Genomic DNA, 22,859 nt, shown 5'->3' on the forward strand with positions numbered 1-22,859 from the left:
GACGGACAACGCCGACGACAACGTCCACATGCTGGCCGTCAACCACCGCCTGGGCTTCCGCTCCTACCGGCGCACCCGCGAGTTCCAGCTCGACGCGTCCACCTGGACCGTCACGCCGGACGCCGGCGCAACCGGCACCGAGGGCACCCGCGAACTGCCGTGGGCTCGGTGACCGCCGCGGTTTCGCACCAGAGGCGGTCCTCGGGGCCTGCGGCACGACCGGGGTCGTGCAGACGAATCCAGAAATCAGGATCTACCGAAATGAGAATCACCACATGCGTGTGTTGTTGATGGCGTACGGATCGCGCGGGGACATCGAGCCGATGGCGGGACTCGGAGTGCAATTGCGGGCGCTCGGCGCGGAAGTACGGGTGTGCGCGCCACCGGACTTCGCGGACTTCCTCGAAGGCGTCGGCCTGCCGCTGGTGCCGATCGGCTCGCCGGTGCGCGAGATCGTGAAGGGGGCGGTGACCGGCAAGACGCCGATGCCGCCGGCGGGACTGCCCGAGCGCGCGGCCGCGATGCTCGCCATGACGTACGAAGCGGTCGCCCCGGCAGCCGAGGGATGTGACGTGATGGTGGCGACCGGCCTGCTCCCGGCCGCGGCCGGTGCGCGGCTGGCAGCCGAGAAGCTGGGGATCCCCTACAAGTTCGTGGCCTACTTCCCGACCTATCTGCCGTCGCCGCACCATGCCCCGTTCGAGCGGCCGGGCCGGCCGTTCCCGCCGGAGGTGACCGACAACCAGGCGCTGTGGGACCTGGACATCGAGAACATGAACGTACTGTTCGGCGTGGGGCTCAACACCCACCGGGCGTCGATCGGCCTGCCCCCGGTGGACCACTTCCGCGACTACGTCCTGACCGGCCGGCCGTGGCTGGCGGCGGACCCGGTCCTGAGCCCGTGGCAGGAGCCGGCGGACCTCGATGTGGTGCAGACCGGCGCGTGGATACGCCCGGACGAACGCCCGCTCCCGGCCGATCTGGAGGCGTTCCTGGATGCCGGGACGCCACCGGTGTACGTGGGCTTCGGCAGCATCCCCGTGCGCAACGCGGAGGACGTCGCCCGGGCCGCGATCGAAGCGGTCCGCGCGCAGGGTCGCCGCGTACTCGTCGGGCAAGGCTGGGCGGACCTGGCCCTGATCGACGACGGGGACGACTGCTTCGCCATCGGTGAGGTCAACCAGCAGGCACTGTTCCGCCGGGTGGCCGCCGTCGTGCACCACGGAGGCGCGGGTACCACGACGACAGCCGCCCGGGCGGGCGCCCCCCAGGTGGTGGTACCCCAGATGGCGGACCAGCCGTACTGGGCCGGCCGCGTGGCCGAGCTGGGCATCGGCGTGGCCCACGACGGCCCGACCCCGACCTTCGAGACCCTGTCGGCCGCATTCGGGACCGTCCTGACCCCTGAGACGGAAGCACGGGCGAAGGCCGTCGCCGACATGATCCGCACCGACGGGACGGCGGTGGCCGCGAAGCTGATCCTCGACGCGGGGCACGGTGCGCCGGTGAGCCGCGAGCAGATCTCCGCGATCGCCCATGCCGGCCACCCGATCAAGTCTCCGCTCGCCGACGACTCGGTCGGCCGGCTGCTCGAACACGGTCTCCCGCGGGGCGAAGAGCGCGTGCTCGACCTCGGATGCGGCACGGCGGAATGGCTTCTGCGTGCGCTGGAGACGCGCCCGCACCTGCGCGCCGAGGGCGTCGACGTCTCCGAAGTCGCCCTGACGCAGGCCCGCCGGGCGGCGGGCGAACGCGGAGTCGACGAGCGCCTGGTCCTCCACCGGCAGGAGGCCGCGGACTTCGTCTCTGCAGAACCGTTCGACCTGGTGATCAGCGTCGGCGCCGCGCATGCCTTCGGCGGGCTTCTCCCCACCCTCGCCGCGGCCCGGGAACACCTGGCTCCCGGCGGCCGCGTGCTGATCGGTGAGTCGTTCTGGGACCGCACCCCTTCCCCCGAGGCCGTCGAGATGTTCGGTGAACTCGCCGACCTGGCGACCACGGTGGACCTCGTCGTCGCCGACGGATGGACCCCTGTCCACGCCCATGTCAGCACCCGAGGTGAGCTGGACGCCTACGAGTGGGCCTGCTGGGGCTCGCTGGCCGCATGGGCCCTGGACCACCCTGACGATCCGGCCGCCGCACAGGCGCTGGAGACGGCCAACGCCGCGCGTTCGGAGTGGCTGCACGGCTACCGGGACAGCTTCGGCTTCCTCTGCCTGGTCCTGCGCCGAACCTCGGAGTGACCGCGTAGGACGGCCGACAAGGCCGGCAAGCCCATTCCCCATGGCCGCCGCGGAACCGCGGCGGCCGGAAAGCGAGTACACCGATGCAACCGACGTTCGTACTGGTCCACGGAGCCTTCGCGAACTCCTTCTCCTTCGCGCCCCTCCAGGCCGAACTCGGCCTCCTCGGGCACCGATCGGTCGCCGTCGACCTGCCCGGCCACGGCTTCCGGGCGACCTTCACCCGCGCCTATCAGGCACCGCAGGATCCCGAAGGGCTCGCCACCGCGCCCGGCTCGATCAAGGGCGTCACGCTGGCCGACAATGTCGCGCACCTGATCGGGATCCTCGAACGGGCCAAGCGGAACGGCCCGGTGATCCTCGTCGCCCACAGCCGGGGCGGCATCACGGTCACGGCCGCGGCCGACGCGCGCCCGGATCTGATCGACCGCATCGTCTACGTCTCGGCCTGGTGTCCGGTCCGGCTCGACGTCGGTGACTACTACGCCGAGCCGGAGATGGCCGGCGTCGACCCCGCTGCCTTCGCTTCGGCACTGGCCGGGAACCCCGCCGAGCTCGGGCTGCTCCGCGTCAACTTCCGCACAGCGAACCCGGAGTCGCTCGCCGCGTTCAAGGCGGCCTTCTTCGCCGACGGTACCGACGAGCAGTTCCTGACCTTCCTGAACACCTTCCAGCCGGACGAGAACCTGGACGCCGGCGGCTCCGCCGACCGGGCGCAGGCCGCCACCTGGGGCCGCATCCCGAGGACCTACATCCGCCTGGCCGACGACGCGAGCCTGCCCCTCGCCCTCCAGGACCGGCTGATCCGCGAGGGCGACGAGCTGACGCCCGACAACCCCTACGACGTCCGCACACTGGCGGGCAGCCACCTGAAGTGGCTGGCCGACCCGGCGCCGGCGGCGCGCGTCCTGGGTGAACTCGCCACGCTCCCGGCCCCGTCCGCCCAGGCGTGACCGGAACGGGGTGATCGGCTCGGCGGACCCCTGACCCGGTTCGCCCAGGAGTCCGCCCCGCCCCCGGCGAACGGGGACGGGGCGGGCGGCGGGCGGGCAGCCGTCGGGCGGTCACCCGGCGGGCGGTCCCGTCGGCCACCCGTCGGCCACCCTTCGGTCACCGGACCGGCAGGGCCCCCGCGACCGAGGCCGGGACCGGTGCGAGACCGGCCGGCCGGGTGGTGAAGGTACCCCGCCCCTGCGTCCGGCCGCGCAGCCGGGACGCGTAGCCGAACAGCTCGGCCAGCGGCACGGCCGCCGTGATCACGGCGGTCCCGGCCTCGGCCGTGGAACCGGAGACCCGGCCGCGGCGGGCCGCGAGATCACCCAGAACGCCCCCGACACCGTCCTCCGGAACCGTCACCGTGACCTCGGCGAGCGGTTCCAGGAGCTCCATCGTGCTCAGGCGCAGGGCCTCGCGCAGCCCGAACCGGCCCGCCGCGCGGAACGCCATCTCCGAGGAGTCCTTGGAGTGGGTCGCCCCGTCGGTGAGCGTGACCCGCAGCCCCGTCACCGGGAACCCGCCGAGCGGGCCCTCGGCGAGCGCGTCCCGGCAGCCGGCCTCCACGGCGCGCGCGTACTCCTGCGGTACGCGTCCGCCGACAACCGTCGACCGGAACTCGAAGCAGGGCTCCTCCAGCGGCTCGACGTCGAGGACGACGTGGGCGAACTGGCCCGCGCCACCGTCCTGTTTGACATGCCGGTGGACGAGGCCGCCGACCCCGCGCACGACGGTCTCCCGGTAGGAGACCTGCGGCCGGCCGACGACGACCTCCACCCCGTGACCGCTGCGGATCTTCTCCACCGCGACCTCCAGGTGCAGCTCGCCCATGCCCGACAGCACGGTCTGGCCGCTCTCCGCGTCGGACCGCACCACCAGCGACGGGTCCTCCTCGGCGAGCCGGGCCAGCGCTGCCGAGAGCCGCCCCGTGTCGCTGTTGCGCCGGGCCTCGACCGCGACCGACACCACCGGATCGGCCACCGAAGGCGGTTCGAGGACCAGCGGGGCGCCCGGCGCGCACAGCGTCGTGCCCGCCCGGGCGGCCTTCAGCCCGATCACCGCGACGATGTCACCGGCCACCGCCTCCTCCCGTTCCTCGTGCCGGTCGGCCTGGACCCGCAGGATCCGGCCGACCCGCTCCGTACGGCCCGTGGCCGCATCCAGTACCGTCGCGCCCTTGCGCAGGGTGCCCGCGTAGACCCGCAGGTACGTGAGCCGCCCGGTGGCCGTCGCCGTCACCTTGAAGGCGAGCGCCGTGAACGGCTCCGCCGGGTCGGGGGCGCGCTCCTGCTCCACGCCGTCCTCCACCAGCCCCCGTACCGGAGGCATGTCGGAGGGCGACGGCAGGTACGCGAGGACCGCGTCCAGCAGAGGCTCGATCCCGCGGTTGCGGTACGCCGATCCGCACAGCACCACGACACCGTCCCCGCGCAGCGTCAGCTCCCGCAGGGCGCGGACCAGGGTCCGTTCCGTCAGGGCCGAGGCCGAGCAGAACTCCTCCAGGGCGTCGGCGTGCAGCTCCGCCACCGTCTCCTCCAGGAGCCGGCGGCGCCTGGCCGCCTCCTCCCGCAGCAGCTCGGGGACCGGGCCCACCTGGTAGCCGTCGGAGCCGGACCGCCAGTGCAGCGAGCGCATCGCCAGCAGGTCGACGACGCCGGAGAACGAGTCCTCCGTTCCGATGGGCAGCTGTACCACCAGCGGAACGACGCCCAGGCGCTCGCGGATCGACGCGACCGCCGTGTCGAGTTCGGCGCCCGCCCGGTCCAGCTTGTTGACGAACGCGATCCGCGGCACACCGTGCCGGTCGGCCTGCCGCCACACCGTCTCGCTCTGCGGTTCGACCCCGGCGACGGCGTCGAACACCGCGACCGCCCCGTCCAGCACCCGCAGGGAACGTTCGACCTCGTCGGAGAAGTCGACGTGACCCGGGGTGTCGATCAGGTTGACGCGATGACCGCCCCAGGCGCAGCTCACGGCCGCGGCGAAGATGGTGATGCCGCGATCGCGTTCCTGGGGGTCGTAGTCGGTGACGGTGGTGCCGTGATGGACCTCGCCGCGCTTGTGGATGGCACCGGTCGCGAAGAGGATCCGCTCGGTGACGGTGGTCTTGCCGGCGTCGACGTGGGCGAGGATGCCCAGGTTGCGGACGGCGGCGGGGGAAGTCGTGGTGCGGGGCTGCCTGTTGGCGCGCATGGCCCGAGGCCTTTCGAGTGTGCTGAGGAAGAGGGCGGCGCGATTCCCCGAAATCGGCCCCGGTCCTTCCGGTCGGCCGCAGCGCAGAGCGGCGTCGCCGACCCGTCCGGAACGAGTCCGGGCAGGAGGACGTACGGGCCCACGGGCAGCCGGGCGTACGGAAGGCAGGAGGGGACGGAACCCTAGAAGTGGGTCACGGGCATACGGTGACGGCCGCGCAGCCGGCACCGCCCGCTGCGAGACACGGGGATCACGTCGTACCGGGTCGGGGGAGCGAAGGCGGCGGTGCGGTACGTGCACATGGCGCGGCTCCCCTTCTCTTCACTCGGCATCGGACGCGCGGTGCCCTGTCGGCAGCGCGTACGGCGAGTCTAGTGATCGCGTCCTGCCGGGGCACCGGGTTTTCCTGCGCCTTCCACGGGCGGGCGATTTCACCAGCATCCAGTGGCACGACGACGGGACGGTCACCACCACCCCCGAGAGGGACGCTCTCAAGGCCGTCGCCTTGGAGGCGAAGGAGAGCACACCGCCGAAGGGCCTGTGGGCGAATCTTCGTGAACGGGTGAGCGGGGGACACCCCGGACAGGACGGCCACCCCGGCCGCGTCAGGGCCGGGGCGTCGTGGGCAGGCGCAGCACCAGCCGCGCGCCGGCGGCTCCGCCCGCGCCGCCCTCGGCCGTGAGCGTTCCGCCGTGGTGGGTGCTCAGATCGCGGGCGATGGCGAGCCCCAGTCCGGCTCCGCCGTGGTCGCGGCTGCGCGAGTCGTCGAGGCGCGTGAAGCGCTCGAAGATCCGCTCCCGGTCGGGCGCCGGGATGCCGGGGCCGTCGTCGGCGACCTCCAGCACGGCGGTGCCCGGCCGCGCTCCGTGCGTCGTGCGCAGGGTGACGTCCACGCGCCCGTCCGCGTAGCGCTGCGCGTTGTCGACGAGGTTGGTGACGATCCGGCCGAGCCACAGCGCGCCGGCGGTGACCTCGACATCGGGTTCCAGCCGCAACCGTACGGGGACACGGTCGCCGAGCCGGCTCTCCACCACCTCGCGCACCAGGGCGGTCAGGTCCAGCGGGGCGGCGGCCACCGGCTGGGCCGCGTCGATCCGGGCGAGCAGCAGCAGGTCGGCCGTGAGGTGCTGGAGCCGTTCGATGTCCTCCAGGGCCCCGGAGATCAGCTCGGGCCACAGTTCCGGGTCCTGGACGGCCAGCGCCACCTCAAGCTGGGTGCGCAGGACGGTGATGGGGCTGCGCAGTTCGTGGGAGGCATCGGCGATGAACTGCTGCTGGCGGATCCCGGAGGCCTCCAGCCGGTCCAGGGTGGCGTTCATGGTCTCGGCCAGCCGGGCGACCTCGTCGTGGGTGGCGGGCACCGGAACCCGGCGGTGCAGGCCGCGGTCGGAGATCTCGGCGACCTCGGCCCGGATCTCCTCCACCGGGCGCAGCGCATGGCCGGTGACCCGCCAGGTCACCAGGGCGACGGTGGCCAGCAGCAGGGGCATGCCGATGACGAGAGCCGCGGTGGTCGTGTCGTCGGCCGCGTCCGCGTCCCGCAGGGAGGCGCCGGCGTAGACGGTGGCCATGCCGTCCGGGGTCTCCGTGACGACCTGGACGACCCGCTGCCGGTACTCACCGTCCAGCGGGCGGACCCGCCACGTGTGGAACCGGGTTCCCGGAGCGCCCGGACCGGGCGGCGGGAAGGCGGGCACGCCGGCCAGGTTGGGGCTGGCGAACAGCACACGTCCGTCGGCGCCCACCACCTGGACGAAGTCGATGCCGCGGGCCGGCGGCCGTACGCGGCCCAGCTTCCCGGCGGCGGCGAGCTGCGCCACGGTCTCGGCCTGGCGCCGGGCGTCGTTCTCCGCATTGCGGAGCAGGTTCGCCTCCAGCAGCCCGAGCAGGGCGAACGAGGCGAGCGCCAGGGCCACGGCCACCACCGCACTGGCGCCCACGGTCGCCCTCGCCCGTACCGTGGTCGGCCACAGCCGCCGCAGCACCGGCCACCGGCGCAGGATCGCGCCCGGGACCGCGCGCAGGGCGGCGCGCACGCGCTCGCGCAGGCCGGGACGCCCGGCCCCGGCCTCAGCCACCGTCGGCCGCCAGCCGGTATCCCGCTCCGCGTACGGTCTCCACCGCGGCGCGGCCGAACGGTGCGTCCATCTTGCGGCGGAGGGCGCTGACGTGGACCTCGACCACATTGGGATCGCCGTCGAAGGCGCTGTCCCACACCTGTTCCAGGATGTCCCGCTTGGGCACCACCTCGCCGGGGCGCCGGGCCAGGTACTCCAGGACCGCGAACTCGCGCGCCGTCAGCCGGATCTCCGTGCCGCCGCGGGAGCAGGAGTGCCGGGCGGGGTCGAGCAGCAGGTCGCCGAACCGCATCACCTGGGGCCGCCGACGGCCCGTACGCCGGCCGAGCGCCCGCAGCCGGGCGACCAGGACGAGGTAGGAGAACGGCTTGGACAGGAAGTCGTCGGCGCCGGTGTCGAGCGCCTCCGCCTCGTCGTACTCCCCGTCCTTCGCCGTGAGCATCAGGATCCCCGACTCGTTGCCGGCCGCGCGCAGCTTCGCGCACACCCGGTACCCGTTCAGCCCGGGCAGCATGATGTCCAGCACGATGAGGTCGTAGTCGTGCTCCGTGGCCATCCACAGGCCCTGGGTCCCGTCGTGGGCAACATCCACCGAGAACCCCTCCGACTGCAGCCCTCGCTGCAGGGCCACGGCGAGCCGCCGTTCGTCCTCCACCACCAGTACGCGCATGCGGGACAGGATCTCAGGACCGTCCCCCCGTTGGCTGAAGAGGTCTTCAGGTGGCTTCAGCGGGGCTTCAGCTTCCGCTCAGCATGCTCTGGAATGAGCCGCGCACCGCGCCCGGTTGTCCTGAGGAGTTCCTGTATGTCTGATTCTGTCCCGCCGTCCGAGCAGGCCGAGACCGCCGCCGTGACCGCCCCCGGGGCCGAGGCCCGCAAGTCCGCGGCCCTGGGCCGCCTCGTCCCCCGTGGCAAGCGCGCCCGCTGGGTGGCGGCGGGCGCGGTCGCGGTGGTGGTCGTCGGCGGAGTGACGGCGGTGGCCGTGGCCGAACACCATGACCACCACATGCGCGTCGACCGGGGCCCGCGCATCGCCTGGGCCGGACCGGGACCCGAGGGCGGCCTCCGGGGCGGCCCGCACGCCGAGCCGCGGCACGAACGGAAGCAGGGCGAGCCCGGCCGACCGGCGGGCCCCGGGAAGCCCGGGGAGCAGGGCCGTCCCGGAGGCCCCGGCGGGCGTGGGGGCTTCGACGGGAGCGCCCCGGCGCCCGCGCCCATCCCCTCCCTGGCCATCGGCGAGGCGGCCGAGAAGGCCGCCGCTGCCGTGCCGGGCGGGAAGGTCGCGGGGCTGCGCGCGGTCGCCCAGGAAGGCGGCGGCAGCGCCTGGCTGGCCGTGGTCGTCGGGTCCGACGGCGTCCGGCACGCGGTCACCGTGTCCGGCACGGACGGCACGATCACCAGCAACACCACCAAGGGCCACTAGGGACCACCAGGGGCCAGGCCTACGGGGTCATGGCCCGGCCCCCGATCCCGGGGGCCCCGCCGAGCTGGCCCCGCCACCAGGCCTCCATCTCCTCACCGTCCATGCCCGCCCAGGCCGGGGTCCGCTCGACCTGGGCGCGGCCCAGCCGGCGGGCCAGCGCGACCAGCTCCCGTCCGGCGGCGCCGCGGGTCTCCTCGTAGCCGTGCAGCAGTTCCTGGAAGGACCCGCAGCGGCGCCAGCCGTCGGCGAGGGCGGTGGCGTCCTGGAGCGCCTTGGCGGCGCCGCTCGTGTTGTGCGGGCGTACGACGCTCGCCGCGTCCCCCGCGAGCAGCAGCCGGCCGGCGGCGGTCCGCGAGGTCTCCATGTCGTAGATCGGCTGGACGAAGGTGTCCGCCGGGTCGGTCAGCGCGAGCGCCCGCGCCCAGTACGGCGGGAACTCGCGATCGAGCAGCGCCGCCAGATGCCCCGCCAGTGCGGGGGTGACACCGCCCGGCGGGAAGCTCGTCGGATCGCCCTGGCGCAGCTGCCCGTCCTGCGGCGGAGAACCGTAGAGCACCCAGTTCACCCGCGGTCCGTCCGGCCCCGGAATCCGGTAGATGACGCAGGAACCGCCCGGGAAGCAGACCGTGGTCCCCGCCTCCGGCACCGAGTCCGCGACGCTGCCCAGGCCCGCGAGCAGCGCCGCGTCGAAGTTCCCGCGCCAGCAGACGTAGCCGGCGTACTGCGGCCGGGAGTCCGGGCAGAGCGCCGAGCGCACCACCGACCGGTACCCGTCGGCACCGACCACCAGGTCGTACCGCTCGACGGACCCGTCCGCAAGCCGCACCTCGACGCCCGCGTGCCCGCTCTCCTCGACCCCCGCCACCGCCTCCCCCTGCCGGTAGACCACCGAGTCCGGCACGGACTCCCGAAGGCCCTGCCAGAGCAGGCCCCAGTGGTAGGAGTGGAAGGGGAACGGCTGCTCCCAGATCACCCGGCCGCCCGCCCCGTGGGCATCGTCGCGGACCACCCAGCGGCGCCGCTCCAGCGGATGCGCGGCGATCCCCCCGGGCAGCGCGCCGCTCGCGCCGAGCTCGGCGGCCCGCTCGTTGTGGATGCACAGGCCGACGCCCCGGTCCTGCAGCCGCCCGCGCGTCCGCTCCAGCACCACCACCTCACCGGCGCCCGCCCGCGCCGCCGCCGTCGCGACGGCGCACCCCGCGATGCTCCCGCCGACCACTGCGATCTTTCCGCCCCGCATAACCGCCTCCTGTCGATGCACACCACTGTCGTGCCCCTCACGGGGCCGGTCACTCCCCGGACGACCGCGTCGCCGGGGGAGTAGGCCGTACGGAACCCTGGAGGGCCAGTGCGGTGAGTACGACCAGCGAGTCCGTCCAGCCCAGGGGCGCCACGGCGGACGGCAGCCCGGCCGCGTTCACCGTTTCGGGGAGTTCGCCCAGCCCGTTGCGCCGGGACAGCACCCAGTCGAGCACCCCGCCCGCCTTCGCCGGCTCACCGGTACCGGCCCAGGCGAGGGCGAAGAAGGAGGTACTGGCCGTCCACGCGTACGAACCCCAGCTGAAGGAGGGGTCGTTCCCGGGCGAGACCCCGCCGTTCGGCAGCAGCAGCGCCCGGTAGGTGGAGTCCAGCGCCTCGCCGAGATCCGCCGGGGCGGCGTTGAACGGGGGCGCCATGAACGCCACCGCGCTGTCCCGGCCGTGCTTGCCGTCCACGGTCCGCTGGTAGCCCAGCGGGGCGAAGGAGGTGGCGATCGCGGCGGACAGCCGCCGGGCCGCCTCCCCCCAGCGCTCCGCGTCCGCGCCCGAGCCCAGCCGCGCGGCCAGGTCGGCCGCGGAGTTGAGCCCGGCCAGCAGGGGAGCGGCGGTACCGATGTTGGCCGTCGACGTGTCCAGCTCCCAGTAGTCCGGGGACGCCGGAGGCAGGCCGTCCGGCCCCAGGGAGCGGGCGGCGTGGTCGGCCGCCTTGCGCACCATCGGGTAGAGCTCGCGCAGCCGCTCGTCCCGCCCGCCGGACGGCGCCGCCTGGTACCACTGCCAAGTGGCCCAGGGCACCCATCCGTTGCCGTCCAGCTGCCACTTCCGCGCGTCCGGCGGCCCGCTGCCGTCCAGCACGGTACGGGCCTCCCAGGTCCCGTCGGCCCGCTGGGTGAGCGCGTCGTAGCCCAGGATCCGGTACGCCTCCTCGTCGTGCCCGGTGGCGGCGAAGGCGACCGCCGCGAACGCCCCGTCGCGGGGCCAGGAGTACTCCCACGGCGGCGCCCATGCCGCCGCGAACGCGCCGTTGCGTTTCAGCAGCGCCCGCATCGACAGCAGGGCGCGCTGCGACGCGGCCCGCTGCGCGGCGCTGGTCCCCGGCACCGTGCCCGCCGCCAGCCACGCGCGGCTCTCCCCGACCTGCGCCAGGGCATCCGGGTCGTCCGCCTCGACCACCGCCGACGCCGAGGCCCCGTCGGGCAGGTACCGCCACCGGCCCGACGGCAGGCGCAGCACATTGCTCCCGTCGACGTAGGAGGCGCCCACGGCGAAGGCGGGCAGCACGGCCTCGGTGGCGACCCGGTTGGTCAGCAGGCCCGACGTCCGGGCGGCGAGCGCCGAGGCCGGTACGTAGCAGGGCTCGGTCTCCCCGCAGCGCTCGCTGCCGGTGGGATTGACGTGGAAGGCGAGCCGGGAGCCGTAGGCGTGCCAGCCGCCCCAGTACGCCCTGTCGTAGTTCCAGCTGGTCAGCGAGCCGGGCACCGGCCGGGTGGTGCCGTACCAGGCGATCGGCTCGCTCTCCGCGGTGCTCGCCTGGAGGAACAGGTGGTACGTGGCGCCCGCGGTGACGGTGGCGCTCAGCGGGAACTCGACCCAGCCGGCGCCCGCGCCGCCGAGCGCCGCGAGGTCCAGGGTCGTCGAGGCGATCACCGAGTCCGCGTCCGCGCGGACCCGGCGGACCTGCGCGGTCACGGTGCCCGTCGCCGCCCCGCTGCCCAGCCAGACACTCACCCGGGAGAGCCGGGTGCCGTCCACAGTGAACTCCTGGGCCGCCGCGTTGTTCGTGGCCTTCACACTGAACAGCGCGCTCTCGTGGCCGGCCTGGCCCTCGTAGGGCGCGGCGGCCGCGGCGTGCGGGAGCGCGGCGGGCACACCGGTGAGTGCCAGGCAGAGCACGGCGGGCAGCAAGGTCCTCGCGAACGCCATGGGTACAGCCCCTTCCTCCTCGACGGGCGCGGGCCCAGGGGCCGGGGCGCCGAAAGCTGGACCCACCATGCAGGTACGGGGCACCGAGGAGGGGGGAGTCGGGACGTGTCCCACCGGATGGGGCCGCAGCGGCATCCGATCGTGTGACAGAAACAGCGGAGGGAACCCGTTCGGGCGCGTGTCGGCGGAGGCGGCGCTCGGCAGGCACACCGGGGCGCGCGCAGGCGGATGGGGGCGCGCAAAGAAGTGGATGCGCTTCCTTCGGAAGATTTTCAGGGACCGGCTTGCACGATCGGGCGCGCTTTCCGATGGGGTGGTGAATGGGAGCACCTGGTGCTCCACGGCTGCCGGTTCGGGGGCAGGCATGCCGATTGCTCATGATCCACTTGAAAGGTTCCGCGCCGACGTGAATGTTGCCGAGACGGTCGCCCTCGCGCTGTTAGCCACCACTGCCCGCTGTTTCGTGATCGATGTGTTCAGGGCGCCCATGCGCCTGCCGGGCGCGGGGGTACGGACGGGAACCGGCGGACCAGCCGCCGGCCACCGCCGTGCCGCTCCCCGCGCCCGCCACCATGAGGTCCCCGCCGCCCCGGTGTGCGGTGACGAACAGCTGTGGGGGAGCGTATGAGTGAAGGCGATTTCGATCCATCGGGGGACCAGGCGGTCTCCAGCGAACTGGCCGGGGTACTGCCGGTGGACTTCACCGCTTTCCATTCCCAACAGCACCGCGCCTATCTGCGCTACGCCCACCTGCAGCTGGGAAACCCCAAGGACGCCGAGGAAGTCGTCGACGACGTGTTCACCTTCCTGCTGAAGGTGTGGCGCCAGGCCCTGAAGGAGGCGAGCCTCCACGGCTTCGCGTGGGCGGTGCTGCGCGAGCACGTCGAAAGGCGGCTCGCGGCCCTGGGCCGGCAGGTGGCGATGGTGGAGACGGCGTGGTTCGCAGCGCTGCGCCGCTCCTCCAGAGAGCGGCTGGAACTGCTGGAGTCGAAGCTCGGACTGTACGCGGCGATCGCGGGCCTGTCCGAGCGGCAGTACGACGTGGTGCTGCTGGCCTTCCTCCTGGGCAACGACTCCGACACGGTCGCCCGGATGATGGGGATCACCCCCGCGACGGTCCGCTCGCACATCCGCGGCGCACGCCGAACCCTGTCCCGCAAGCTCGGGGTGGACTGGAACCCCGGAGAGGAGAAGGACTAGTGAGCGACATGCCCCGCCAGCGCGACATGCCGCTGTGCGAACTGGACGCGGCCCTTGCGGACGCGACGGTACTCGCGGAGGAGTACGCCGGATACGACGAGGGCGCTGCCCGCCGTCGGATCGCCCGCCGGATCGTCGCCGACCGTGCCCGCTCGGCGACCGGTACCACCGGCCCCCCCGGCTCCGCGACCCCGCTGCCGCGGGGGCAGGCCACATCAGCATCAGTATCAGCATCCGCGTCCACAGCCTCAGCCTCAGCCTCAACAGCAGCCGACGACCTCGTCCTGGACGCCGCCTGCCATGTGCGCGCCGCCCGGGGTCTGGACGACCTCACCTGGTGCCTCGTGGAGAGCCGGGCCTTCGCCGAACTCGCCCTCGACGCCGACTCCTGGCCCCACGGCGTGGACTCGGCCCTGCTGTTCGGCTGCCTGCTCCATCTGGCCGACCGGATGGAGGACGCGCAGTTCTGGTTCCAGTACGCCGCCGGGGCGGGCTCGCAGACCGCCGCCCACTGCCTCTACCTCCTGCACCTCGCCCGGGCCGAGGTCGCGACCGCCCGCCACTGGAGGCGCCAGGCCCGGACCCTGCCCCCGGAAGAGCACCTCCCGCCCCTGCCGCAGCTCCCGGAACACCTCGAAGAGGCCCTCGGAGCCTCGGTCATCTGGACCACCCCGCCCATCACCACCCAGGACCTCACCGCCCTCATCACCGGACCCGGAGGGGCCGGCCGGTCCCCGTGCCGGCTCCCCGCACGACTGCGCCAGGCGCTCAAGGCCCGCCCCCGCAAGGAGCACCCGGACCTCGGAGAGGTCGTCACCCCCGGCCCGCAAGTGGCGGTCGCCGTCGCGCAGAACGCCCGGCTCAACCCCCTGCACCTGACGCACCAGGCGAACGCCTGGGCCCTCGAAGCACTGAAACAGCCCCAGCTGACCCACGCCGCCCGGACGACACCCGAAGGACGCCCCGCCCCCGCCGCACTGGAATCCGCCCACCAGGCACTGCGGGTCCTGGAAGTCATCAACCGCTATTCGGGCGGCGTGAACCTGACCCAGATCGCCCGGGAAACGGCACTGCCGCAACTGGTCCTCGCCCGGGCCATGGAGCAGCTGATCCGCGCGAACCTGGCCACCCCGACCGGACCGGACGCGTACATCGCCGGCAACGCCCTCCTGCTGGCCGAATCGGCGAACGGAGACGGACGCGGGCACCTGCACGAGACCCTCGCCTGGGTGCGGGACGCCGTCGGCGCCGCCGTCTACGTCGCCCGCTACACCGACGGCGAGGTCTCCATCACCCAGTACGCCGACGGACCGGGCGCACCCGTGGTCGAGGAGTGGGTCGACTTCCGCGTCGCCGCCCACGCCTCCGCCGTGGGCAAGGCGCTGCTGACCCAACTCGACTACGACGACCGGAAGGATCACCTGGCCCGTCACCGGCTCACCCGGTTCACACGCCACACCCTCACCACCCAGCAGGACCTCTTCCATCAGCTCGACGACCGCCCGCCGAACGCCCCCCTCCTCGACCTGCAGGAGTACGCGATCGGCACGGTGTGCGCGGCGGTGCCGATCACCGCGGGCCCGAAGGCGGAATGCGTGGCCCTGTCCATCCCGGTCCCCGACCCCGGCCGGCTGAAGCAGGCCGCCCGGCTCCTGCAGAGCGAGGCGGCCGCGGTCTTACTCGCCCTGATCGTCGCCGGCAGCACCCCGCCCACGGCGCGCCGGCCGGAGGACATCATCCTGTCGCCGACCGCCTAGAGAGGTCACAGGGGAGGACGGGTTTGCCGCACCAGGAGTGCGGCGGGCCCGTCCCCGTCCGCCGCCCCCGGGCACGCCGCCGCGTGAGATGCGGGCCCGCGCCCCGCGTGGGATAACGGCACCATGGCAGAGTCTCCGGCCGCCACGGCCGCGGAAATCAAAATCAGCTTCGCCGGGGCCGACGCGAAGGCCGCCTTCGACGCTCTGGAGCTCGACCGGGACGAGGGGAGCCGCCGCGCGATCCATTTCTGGGACAGACCGCAGTGGGCGGCCGACGGCACGGTCACTCTGCCCCTGCTGCATCAGGGCGTCATCCTGCGCCGGCGCCGGGACGACGAGGGGCCCGCATCCGAGCGGGAGACCGACCTGACCGTCAAACTGCGTCCCTGCCCGGCGCTGCCGGCGCCCTGGCGGGAGAACCGGGAGGGCGAAGGCTGGGACTTCAAGATCGAGCAGGACCGGACCGGCCCGGAGTTCGCGCCGACGGTGGCGGCCTCGCTGGAGGCCGAGGTCGGCCCGCCCGACCTGCTGCTCGTCGAGCAGCAGCGGGAACTCCTGCGCGTGGCCGGGCTGACCGAGGCCGATCTCGCCGACCTGACGGCGCTGGGCCCCGTACACGCCGTGAAGTGGAAAGAGGACTGGGACGAGCTGCCCGGCAAGGTGGCGATCGAGGAATGGCGCACCGACAACGGCCTGCGCTTCCTGGAGGTCTCGGTGCGGTCGGACATCGCCGACGCCGCCGAGGTCCAGACGCAGCTCGAACAGGCCCTGCGGGACCGCGGCATCACCCCGCCGCCGTTCGGCGAGCGCAAGACCGAGGCCGTCATGACCGCCCTCGCCCGCGACGCCCACCTCTGACCGCCGGGCCGTCCGCGGGTCACCCTGCGGCGATGAGGCCGGGCAGGTCGCGCATGTCGTGGAAGACGACGGTGCCGGCGCCTTCGAGCCGTTCGGCCGGGGTCAGTCCCCCCGCGTAGCCGAAGGCCCGCATGCCGGCGGCACGGGCTGCCTCGACACCGGGGCGGCTGTCCTCGACCACCGCGCACGCCGCCGGGTCGACGCCCATCCGCTGCGCCGCGTACAGGAACAGGTCGGGGGCCGGCTTGCCGCGGCGGACCTCGGTGGCGCTGTAGATGCGGCCCTCGAAGTGCGCGTAGAGGCCGGTCCGGCCGAGAGTGTGGCGCATCTTCTCGTGCGAGCCGCTGGAGGCGACGCAGGTCGGCAGGGTGATCGCGCCGAGTGCCTCGGGCAGGCCCTCGACGGCGGACAACCCGGCGTCCACCGCCTCACGGTGGCGCTCCTCGAAGAGCCGGTGCCAGAGGTCGGCCGCCTCGTCGCCGACCCGGGCCGCGATGTCCACGTGGATGGAGGCGGTGGAGCGCCCGACGAACCGCTCCATGACCTCTCCCTCGGTGAGCGGCCAGCCCAGCTCCGCTCCCAGCGCGACCTGGAGGGGCAATGCGATGCGTTCGCTGTCGACCAGCACCCCGTCGCAGTCGAATATCACCAGTTCAATCGGCTTGATCATTCCCGCAGCATAGAGGCCGCACCCGTTCGTCAGGGGGTGACGACGGCGAAGTCCGGGTCGGGGGAGCGGAGGTAGGCTGCCCGGACCGGACCGGGCGAGGGGCCCACGGCGGGCGCCGCCGCCCCACCCCAGCCTCGCCCGACCGCACTCCGCACGCCCGGCGCGGTCCGCCGTCCGGGTGAGCGGCGAGGGCCGGGCCACCGTGGTGCTCGCCCCACCCCGGGCAGCTGCACCAAAACGTGTGCCGTTCGCTTGACCACAGGGCTCTACTTCTCGGTAACTTGATGTCGTCCAGGACAGGGCCGTCGGAAGGAGCGGGGCGCGTGGCAGACCACGATCTGAGCGGGTTCGAGAAGAGCACGTTCACCCATGACGGTGCCACCCGCCGGATCCTGCGCCGGGGCACGGGCCCCGCGGTGATCGTCATGGCGGAGATCCCGGGCATCACCCCCAAGGTCATCGAGTTCGCCGAGCACGTCGCGGCGGCCGGCTGTACGGCCGTACTGCCGGTGCTCTTCGGCGAACCCGGCCGTGACGCGGATTTCGGCGCGGCCGGCCGGCCGAGTGCCGCCCGCTACATGGCCTCGTCGCTGTGGCGGGTGTGCGTCAGCCGCGAGTTCACGCTGCTGGCCACGGGGCGCAGTTCGCGCGTCGTACGGTGGCTGCGCGCCCTGGCGGCCGCCGAACACGAGCGCTGCGGCGGTCCCGGCGTCGGCGCCGTCGGGATGTGCCTGACCGGCGGATTCGCGCTGGCGATGGCCACGGACGAGCGCCTCGTCGCCCCGGTGCTCTCCCAGCCGTCGCTCCCGCTGGCCTGCACCGCGAGCCGCGCGGGCACCATCGACATCAGCCCCGAGGACCTCGCGGTCGTCCGCGGTCGCTGCGAGCGCGAGGGGCTCCAGGTGCTCGGGCTGCGCTTCCAGGGCGACCGGCTCGTCCCCGGCGACCGGTTCGCCCACCTCCGGCGGGAACTCGGTGACGCCTTCGTCGCCGTCGAGCTGGACGCGAGCGCGGCCAACCCGCAGAGTGCCCTCGCTCCGCACTCCGTCCTGACGGAACACCTCATCGACGAACCGGGACAGCCCACCCGGCAGGCGCTCGACACCGTCCTCGACCTGTTCCGCACCCGGCTGCTCGGGGAACGGCCCGCTCCTGCCGTGTGACCGCCTCGTGCCGGTCTCTCAGCTCTCCTTGTGGGTGATGACCGCGTCGATCTCCACCTCGACGAGCCAGTCGGGATCGATGAAGCGGGACACCTCGACGAAGGTGGTGACGGGCCGGACGGAGGCGAACCGCTCACCGTGCGCACGCGCGGCCTCCTGCCACCGCGTCACGTCGGTGAGCATGACGCGGGTCCGTACGACGTCCTCCAGCGACGCCCCGGCCTCCCGCAGGGCCCCTTCGGCGATGTCCAGGCACCGTACGGTCTGGGCGTGGACATCGCCCGGGCCGACGGTGGAGCCGTCGTCCGCGAGGGGAGCGGTCCCCGCGACGGCGACGTACTGCCCTGCCCGCACCGCGCGGGAGAAGCCGATCCGAGGCTCCAGCGGCGATCCCGAGCCGACCTTCCGGTGTATCTCTGCCATCTCTTCATGCTGCCAGAGGCGTGACTGGCGAGGCGTCACGCCCTGGGCGCGTTGCGTGGACCGGTGGGGCGTTGGGTGGCAATCTGGTTGATATCGCCGCAAACGTCCACGTTCCCGAACTGTCCGTGCGTGCGCCGTGCCGAGCCTTCCGCCACCCAAGACAGTCCAGTGATTTGCATATGTCGGTCACCGACGTATGGTGGGGTCTGAAGATCCTTCCCGGCGGCAGCCGCTCCTGCCTCCCGCCGGGGATTCACGTTGCGATGGAGACGGAGTGCTCATGGCCACCAGGAAGAACCTCAGCGCGAACCGGGAATCCCTCGTCCACAAGGTCCGCTACGCCGCGAGCCGTCCGCACCGCATCGCCCCGTACCTGAAGCGGGCCGCCCGCGACCGCTGGCTCGCCTTCAAGCACCCCGACCACGTCAGCTACTACCGGGCCGTGATGGCCTCGGACACCCGCCGCAACCCCGAGGCCGCGGTCGGCAGCCAGACCCACGAACGCTGGCTCGCGCTCGGGCAGATGCAGTTCGACTACCTCCTCGGGCACGGACTGAAGCCCGGGGCGCGCATGCTGGACATCGGCTGCGGCAACCTCCGCGCCGGCTGGCGTTTCATCGACTACCTCGACGCGGGCCACTACTACGGCATCGACATCTCGCCCGACATCCTCATCGCCGCGAAGCGGACCCTGACCGAGCGTGGGCTCCAGGCCAAGGTCCCGCACCTGACCCTCACCAAGAACCTGACGCTGGACTTCCTCCCCGACGGCTACTTCGACGTCGTCCACGCCCACAGCGTCTTCTCGCACTCGCCGATCGACGTCATCGACGAGTGCTTCGCCCACGTGGGCCGGGTCCTGGCGCCCGGGGGCCACTTCGACTTCACCTTCGACCGCACCACCGGCACCGAACACCAGGTGCTGCGCGAGGACTTCTACTACCGCACCCGGACCCTCGTCGATCTCGCCGCCGGACACGGTCTGTCCGCACGCTTCATGGAGGACTGGGAGGAACTCGGCCACGGCCAGTCCAAGATCCGCATCAGCGTCGCCGGATCCGGCATCGATGCTTAGGCCGTCTCTTCCGGATCTTGTCGGACGATCCGGGCCCGGCAGGATACGGAAGAGACGGCCCGGGTCTGACCGCCGGTCAGGCGTGGCCGGCCGTGTCCGCGCGCCTACGGCGCCACAGGCGCACGGCCAGGCCCGTGGACGCGAGCAGGGCCAGGCACGGCAGCGCGGTGTCCTCACCCACCACCCCCGCGAAGTGGCCCAGTACCAGGAACGGGGCTGCGGCCAGGGCGAACTGACCGGACGTACGGATCCCGGACAGGGCCGGATGGCCCGCCAGGGCCAGGGCGGCCACCACGGTCACGGCGAAGCGCCACAGCACGATCATGCCGATCCCGCCCGCGTCGAGCAGGGCGAGGAGCACCACGGACAGCGGCGCCCAGAGCAGCAGCGCCACCAGCCCCGTCGTGGTCCTGATCCGGCAGGGCGGATGCAGGTCCGGGGGGCAGAGCAGCGGGAGCGCGGCGATAGCCAAGGGCGGGGCCAGGTAGGCCAGGTGCTCCAGCGGCATCTCCAGGGCGCCCGGCAGCACGGCGATGACGAAACACGCCGTGCTTCCCGCGACGCCGGCGAACGCGGTCCGCGCACCGGCGGCGAAGCGCCCGCTCAGCGCTGCCACGGCGCCGATGAAGGTCAGTACGGAGAAGCCGTTCATCGCATACCCGAGCGGAGTCTCGAAGTCGGGGCGACCGGTGACGTACGCGCGGTTGAGGGCCGAGGCGAGCAGGAAGGCGGCATGCGCGCCCGTGGCGGCCAGCGCGAAGGGCGCCGCCGCCGCGAAGAGACGCCCGCCGCGCTGCGCCGAACCCACCCCCAGGCGGAGCCGCAGCGCATGCGACACGATGTCCCCGGCTTCCCGCAGCCGGGTGAGCGGCCCGGCATCCTCGGTCGCCTCCCGGTAGGCCTCGGTCATCTCGTCGCCGAAGGCGCGGCGGAAACCGGCCGGGTACAGGCGCAGCAGACGGCGGTTCACGCCGTGGCCGTCTCGCCGGAGACGCCCAGGCGGCGCGCCGCCTCGCGTGCGGTGGCGGCGATCCGCTGCGCCTCGGCGGCCAGGCTCTGCCGGCCTTCGGCGGTGAGGCTGTAGGTGCGGCGCAGCCGGCTGTCGACGATCTGCTCCTCGTGGACCTCGATCAGTCCCTGACCCAGCAGCCGCTCCAGGGCCCCGTACAGGGTGCCGGTCCGCATCTTGACGCGTCCGCCCGAGATCAGCTCCACCTCGCGCGCGATCGCGTACCCGTGGCGGGGCTCGTCCGCGAGCGCGGTCAGGAGAAGGAGGGTCGGTTCCTGCATCGCACGATCACTCATGTCTGCATGGTAGGTCACCCACCGGCATATGCCGCCCAGCGGGGCGCGCGCCGGTCCCGGGGGCCGCTCCCCGCCGCGGCTCGGCGCAGAGCGGCCCCCGGGACCGGTACCCGCGGTGGCGGTCAGCCGCGGAAGGACTCCGGGCGGGTCGGCGAGGCCTCGGCGAGGGCCTTGGTGACCGCGTCGACGCCTTCCCGCAGGCCGTAGACGGGGGTGTCGGGCTGCTGGCGCCAGGAGTCGTCGAGGCCGCCCGTGTCGACCGTGTCGAAGCCGAGCTCCTCGATCAGGGCACGTACGGTCTTCTTCGCCGCGGCGTCGTCGCCCGCGACGGGCAGCGCCATCCGGTCCGCGGCGCCCGCCGGGCGGTGCCGGTCGAGGATGTCCTGGGCGTAGGTGCCGTTGAAGGCCTTGATGACGGGGTGTCCGAGGTGCCGCTCGGTCCACCTGCTCTCGGTGAGGCCCTCGTCCTCGACGCCCGCGATCCGGCCGTCGCGCTGACGCGGGTAGTAGTTGCCGGTGTCGATGACCGCGAAGCCCTCGGCGGCCTCGTCGAAGAGACCCGCCGGCAGGTCCGGCACCTTCTTGAAGGGGACCGTGACCACGACGATCTCGGCGCCGCGCGCCGCCTGCGCCACGGTGACGGGGGTGGCACCGGTCTCCTCGGCCAGCGCGGCCAGGGTCTCGGGGCCGCGCGAGTTCGCCACGGAGACCTCGTGGCCGAGGGCCGTGAGCCGACGGGTGAGGTTGCCGCCGATGTTGCCCGCGCCGATGATGCCGATTTTCATGAGCTCTCCAGTGCATCCGGGATCAGTGTCGCGTCCGCACCAACCCCCGCCCCGGGTGGGGCATTCCGCCCCGCGGCGATCGTCGCCCGGTCGAGCGATGCGATCGGGCCGCCGTACGAGGCCGTTCGGCACGCGAGCGGGCTCCTGACGGGCCCGATACGGCCGGAGACATGACTTTTCGGCCATTTCTCGCATTCCGTGAAACCGGACGGGACCCGGGCCGCGTCGGTCGGTGCAGCCACTCAGCACGAGGAAAGGCTCAGCAGATGTCCAAGCTCTCGGCCGGCCGAACCGCCTCCCTCACCCTCGCGGCCACCGCCGTACTCACCCTCGCCCTCGTCACCGGCGCCTCCGCCAACGGACCGGCGACGGGGGAGCCGGCGCAGGCCGCCGCCCCGGCCCCGTCCGTCTCGGGCAGCCCCGAGGGCGCCTTCACCCGGATCGCCGACTTCTACGGCTCCTACATCGACGCGGTGTACGACGGCGACGGGCCCACCGCGGACCGCCTGCGCGCCTTCTACCTCGCGGAGCCGCTCCAGGCGGAGTTGAGGAAGTGGGAGGAGGCGAACCATGCGGACGGCGTGCTCCGCGCGCAGAACGTGCCCCTCAAGTGGAAGGTCACCTCCACCGGCAGCGGAACGGGACGGACGAACGCCACCGTCACGCTGACCTGGGGCAGCGACACGACGAAGGTCTTCGTCCAGGCCGACCTGGCCACCCGCAAGATCGTCTCCATCCGGGACTGACCGACCCCTGCGGCGGCGGGCGCGCGGGGGCCGCATACAGTTCCCGCGTGAGGAGACCGATGAGCTGGGGCCTGGGACCGCGCCGCCCGCAGCCCGCGCCCGTCCGGTGCGGCGACGGGCGTCACGCCCTGCGGACCGCGCGGCTGGTCCTGCACACCCCGTGCGACATCCTGGACGTGGAGATGGGCGCCGCGGCCGGAGCCGACGCCGACGCACAGCGCTGGTTCGGCTGGATCCCCGACTCGATCGTCACCCCCGAGACCGCCGCGCATCTCCTCGGCATCCACGACGGCAACCGTGCCGAGCGGCTGCGGGCCTTCCCCAAAGCCGTCCGACGGGAGCTGATACGGCCGGTGGTGCTCCCCGGCCCCGCCGAGGAGCAGAGGCTGCTCGCCGTCGACCCGGCCACGGGCCTGGTGGCCGGGATGAGTTCGCTCACCCCGGAAGACGACGGGGTCATCGGCATCTGGCTCGCCCCGGCCTTCCGCGGCCGGGGTCTGGGCACCGAACTCGTCGCGGTGACCACCCGGTTCGGCCACGAGCACCTGGGCCTGGAGTCGGTGCGGGCCGGTACCGAGATCTCCAACCACCGCTGCCGGGGGGCCCTGAGCGCCGCGGGATTCGTCCCGTACGACGGCCCCGCCCTGCACACGCTTCCCGACGGCAGGGGCGTCGACTCCGCCTGGTACCGGCACGAGGCGGCCGGCACCGCCCGCTGCCCCGCCGTCCCGGAGGGTGCGGTCACGCGGGCGTGAGCGTGGGCAC

At 73.3% G+C, this 22,859-nt stretch carries 20 protein-coding genes and 1 pseudogene; 11 read left to right on the forward strand and 10 right to left on the reverse strand.

The features are described 5' to 3' along the window. Positions 1-275: 275 nt before the first annotated feature. From ACZ4YL_RS40620 to ACZ4YL_RS40630, 3 genes and pseudogenes are all read left to right on the forward strand, one after another. Positions 276-1,487 (forward strand): annotated as a pseudogene (locus tag ACZ4YL_RS40620) (glycosyltransferase); the annotation flags it as partial. 18 nt (positions 1,488-1,505) lie between these two features. Beyond that, positions 1,506-2,243: an SAM-dependent methyltransferase gene (locus ACZ4YL_RS40625; protein ID WP_468123521.1), complete on the forward strand. Its 738-nt coding sequence runs from the start codon at positions 1,506-1,508 to the stop codon at positions 2,241-2,243. Positions 2,244-2,326: 83 nt separating this feature from the next. Continuing rightward, positions 2,327-3,196, forward strand: a complete 870-nt coding sequence (locus ACZ4YL_RS40630; protein ID WP_468123488.1) for an alpha/beta fold hydrolase — start codon at positions 2,327-2,329, stop codon at positions 3,194-3,196. A gap of 157 nt (positions 3,197-3,353) precedes the next feature. Here the strand turns inward: ACZ4YL_RS40630 and fusA are convergent, their stop codons facing one another. The 3 genes from fusA to ACZ4YL_RS40645 all read right to left on the reverse strand — a co-directional run bounded on the left by fusA (position 3,354) and on the right by ACZ4YL_RS40645 (position 8,177). Then, positions 3,354-5,429 carry an elongation factor G gene (gene fusA / locus ACZ4YL_RS40635; RefSeq protein ID WP_468123490.1) on the reverse strand — a complete coding sequence of 692 codons (2,076 nt, stop codon included), beginning with the start codon at positions 5,427-5,429 and terminating at the stop codon, positions 3,354-3,356. 605 nt (positions 5,430-6,034) lie between these two features. Then, positions 6,035-7,411, reverse strand: coding sequence for a sensor histidine kinase (locus ACZ4YL_RS40640; protein WP_468123523.1), 1,377 nt, complete (start codon positions 7,409-7,411; stop codon positions 6,035-6,037). Positions 7,412-7,499: 88 nt separating this feature from the next. After that, a complete protein-coding gene (locus ACZ4YL_RS40645; RefSeq protein WP_468123492.1) occupies positions 7,500-8,177 on the reverse strand; it encodes a response regulator transcription factor in 678 nt (225 codons plus the stop codon). A gap of 135 nt (positions 8,178-8,312) precedes the next feature. On the opposite strand from ACZ4YL_RS40645, the gene ACZ4YL_RS40650 reads away from it, so the two are divergent. After that, positions 8,313-8,930: a hypothetical protein gene (locus ACZ4YL_RS40650; RefSeq protein WP_468123493.1), complete on the forward strand. Its 618-nt coding sequence runs from the start codon at positions 8,313-8,315 to the stop codon at positions 8,928-8,930. A gap of 19 nt (positions 8,931-8,949) precedes the next feature. On the opposite strand, the gene ACZ4YL_RS40655 is transcribed toward ACZ4YL_RS40650, so the two are convergent. Both ACZ4YL_RS40655 and ACZ4YL_RS40660 read right to left on the reverse strand, forming a co-directional pair. Beyond that, a complete protein-coding gene (locus ACZ4YL_RS40655) occupies positions 8,950-10,170 on the reverse strand; it encodes an FAD-dependent monooxygenase (protein ID WP_468123494.1) in 1,221 nt (406 codons plus the stop codon). A 49-nt stretch (positions 10,171-10,219) separates the two neighbouring features. Then, positions 10,220-12,112, reverse strand: coding sequence for a glycoside hydrolase family 15 protein (locus ACZ4YL_RS40660; RefSeq protein WP_468123496.1), 1,893 nt, complete (start codon positions 12,110-12,112; stop codon positions 10,220-10,222). Between the two features lie 624 nt (positions 12,113-12,736). Between ACZ4YL_RS40660 and ACZ4YL_RS40665 the strand changes: the two genes are divergently transcribed. The 3 genes from ACZ4YL_RS40665 to ACZ4YL_RS40675 all read left to right on the forward strand — a co-directional run bounded on the left by ACZ4YL_RS40665 (position 12,737) and on the right by ACZ4YL_RS40675 (position 15,927). Then, positions 12,737-13,312 (forward strand): RNA polymerase sigma factor, encoded by a 576-nt coding sequence (locus tag ACZ4YL_RS40665; protein WP_468123497.1) that lies wholly within the window; start codon positions 12,737-12,739, stop codon positions 13,310-13,312. Between the two features lie 926 nt (positions 13,313-14,238). Then, positions 14,239-15,069 (forward strand): IclR family transcriptional regulator domain-containing protein, encoded by an 831-nt coding sequence (locus tag ACZ4YL_RS40670; protein WP_468123524.1) that lies wholly within the window; start codon positions 14,239-14,241, stop codon positions 15,067-15,069. A gap of 123 nt (positions 15,070-15,192) precedes the next feature. Then, positions 15,193-15,927 (forward strand): hypothetical protein, encoded by a 735-nt coding sequence (locus ACZ4YL_RS40675; protein WP_468123498.1) that lies wholly within the window; start codon positions 15,193-15,195, stop codon positions 15,925-15,927. A 19-nt stretch (positions 15,928-15,946) separates the two neighbouring features. On the opposite strand, the gene ACZ4YL_RS40680 is transcribed toward ACZ4YL_RS40675, so the two are convergent. Further along, complete coding sequence (locus ACZ4YL_RS40680) at positions 15,947-16,597, reverse strand: HAD family hydrolase (RefSeq protein WP_468123499.1); 651 nt, start codon at positions 16,595-16,597, stop codon at positions 15,947-15,949. 323 nt (positions 16,598-16,920) lie between these two features. Here ACZ4YL_RS40680 and ACZ4YL_RS40685 point away from each other — a divergent pair, with 323 nt between their 5' ends. After that, positions 16,921-17,760 carry a dienelactone hydrolase family protein gene (locus ACZ4YL_RS40685; RefSeq protein WP_468123500.1) on the forward strand — a complete coding sequence of 280 codons (840 nt, stop codon included), beginning with the start codon at positions 16,921-16,923 and terminating at the stop codon, positions 17,758-17,760. Between the two features lie 18 nt (positions 17,761-17,778). Here ACZ4YL_RS40685 and ACZ4YL_RS40690 read toward each other — a convergent pair whose 3' ends face one another. Beyond that, complete coding sequence (locus ACZ4YL_RS40690; protein WP_468123501.1) at positions 17,779-18,183, reverse strand: RidA family protein; 405 nt, start codon at positions 18,181-18,183, stop codon at positions 17,779-17,781. A gap of 280 nt (positions 18,184-18,463) precedes the next feature. Between ACZ4YL_RS40690 and ACZ4YL_RS40695 the strand changes: the two genes are divergently transcribed. Continuing rightward, positions 18,464-19,258 carry a class I SAM-dependent methyltransferase gene (locus ACZ4YL_RS40695; RefSeq protein ID WP_468123502.1) on the forward strand — a complete coding sequence of 265 codons (795 nt, stop codon included), beginning with the start codon at positions 18,464-18,466 and terminating at the stop codon, positions 19,256-19,258. A gap of 76 nt (positions 19,259-19,334) precedes the next feature. Here ACZ4YL_RS40695 and ACZ4YL_RS40700 read toward each other — a convergent pair whose 3' ends face one another. The 3 genes from ACZ4YL_RS40700 to ACZ4YL_RS40710 all read right to left on the reverse strand — a co-directional run bounded on the left by ACZ4YL_RS40700 (position 19,335) and on the right by ACZ4YL_RS40710 (position 21,543). Further along, positions 19,335-20,228 (reverse strand): hypothetical protein, encoded by an 894-nt coding sequence (locus tag ACZ4YL_RS40700; RefSeq protein ID WP_468123503.1) that lies wholly within the window; start codon positions 20,226-20,228, stop codon positions 19,335-19,337. Then, a complete protein-coding gene (locus ACZ4YL_RS40705) occupies positions 20,225-20,563 on the reverse strand; it encodes a PadR family transcriptional regulator (RefSeq protein ID WP_314245827.1) in 339 nt (112 codons plus the stop codon). The genes ACZ4YL_RS40700 and ACZ4YL_RS40705 overlap by 4 nt, the downstream gene beginning before the upstream one ends. 122 nt (positions 20,564-20,685) lie before the next feature. After that, a complete protein-coding gene (locus ACZ4YL_RS40710) occupies positions 20,686-21,543 on the reverse strand; it encodes an NADPH-dependent F420 reductase (RefSeq protein ID WP_468123504.1) in 858 nt (285 codons plus the stop codon). A 71-nt stretch (positions 21,544-21,614) separates the two neighbouring features. Here ACZ4YL_RS40710 and ACZ4YL_RS40715 point away from each other — a divergent pair, with 71 nt between their 5' ends. Beyond that, positions 21,615-22,094 carry a hypothetical protein gene (locus ACZ4YL_RS40715; RefSeq protein WP_468123506.1) on the forward strand — a complete coding sequence of 160 codons (480 nt, stop codon included), beginning with the start codon at positions 21,615-21,617 and terminating at the stop codon, positions 22,092-22,094. Positions 22,095-22,141: 47 nt separating this feature from the next. Continuing rightward, positions 22,142-22,849 carry a GNAT family N-acetyltransferase gene (locus ACZ4YL_RS40720; protein WP_468123508.1) on the forward strand — a complete coding sequence of 236 codons (708 nt, stop codon included), beginning with the start codon at positions 22,142-22,144 and terminating at the stop codon, positions 22,847-22,849. Positions 22,850-22,859: the final 10 nt, after the last annotated feature.

The organism is Streptomyces sp. NPDC030021 (genome assembly GCF_055574035.1).

Bases quoted from the DNA above. Each gene is read 5' to 3' on its own strand.
- ACZ4YL_RS40630 (WP_468123488.1), top strand. From the start codon at position 2,327: ATGCAACCGACGTTCGTACTGGTCCACGGAGCCTTCGCGAACTCCTTC.
- fusA (WP_468123490.1), bottom strand. From the start codon at position 5,429: ATGCGCGCCAACAGGCAGCCCCGCACCACGACTTCCCCCGCCGCCGTC.
- ACZ4YL_RS40645 (WP_468123492.1), bottom strand. From the start codon at position 8,177: ATGCGCGTACTGGTGGTGGAGGACGAACGGCGGCTCGCCGTGGCCCTG.
- ACZ4YL_RS40650 (WP_468123493.1), top strand. From the start codon at position 8,313: ATGTCTGATTCTGTCCCGCCGTCCGAGCAGGCCGAGACCGCCGCCGTG.
- ACZ4YL_RS40655 (WP_468123494.1), bottom strand. From the start codon at position 10,170: ATGCGGGGCGGAAAGATCGCAGTGGTCGGCGGGAGCATCGCGGGGTGC.
- ACZ4YL_RS40660 (WP_468123496.1), bottom strand. From the start codon at position 12,112: ATGGCGTTCGCGAGGACCTTGCTGCCCGCCGTGCTCTGCCTGGCACTC.
- ACZ4YL_RS40665 (WP_468123497.1), top strand. From the start codon at position 12,737: ATGAGTGAAGGCGATTTCGATCCATCGGGGGACCAGGCGGTCTCCAGC.
- ACZ4YL_RS40675 (WP_468123498.1), top strand. From the start codon at position 15,193: ATGGCAGAGTCTCCGGCCGCCACGGCCGCGGAAATCAAAATCAGCTTC.
- ACZ4YL_RS40680 (WP_468123499.1), bottom strand. From the start codon at position 16,597: ATGATCAAGCCGATTGAACTGGTGATATTCGACTGCGACGGGGTGCTG.
- ACZ4YL_RS40690 (WP_468123501.1), bottom strand. From the start codon at position 18,183: ATGGCAGAGATACACCGGAAGGTCGGCTCGGGATCGCCGCTGGAGCCT.
- ACZ4YL_RS40695 (WP_468123502.1), top strand. From the start codon at position 18,464: ATGGCCACCAGGAAGAACCTCAGCGCGAACCGGGAATCCCTCGTCCAC.
- ACZ4YL_RS40705 (WP_314245827.1), bottom strand. From the start codon at position 20,563: ATGAGTGATCGTGCGATGCAGGAACCGACCCTCCTTCTCCTGACCGCG.
- ACZ4YL_RS40710 (WP_468123504.1), bottom strand. From the start codon at position 21,543: ATGCGAGAAATGGCCGAAAAGTCATGTCTCCGGCCGTATCGGGCCCGT.
- ACZ4YL_RS40715 (WP_468123506.1), top strand. From the start codon at position 21,615: ATGTCCAAGCTCTCGGCCGGCCGAACCGCCTCCCTCACCCTCGCGGCC.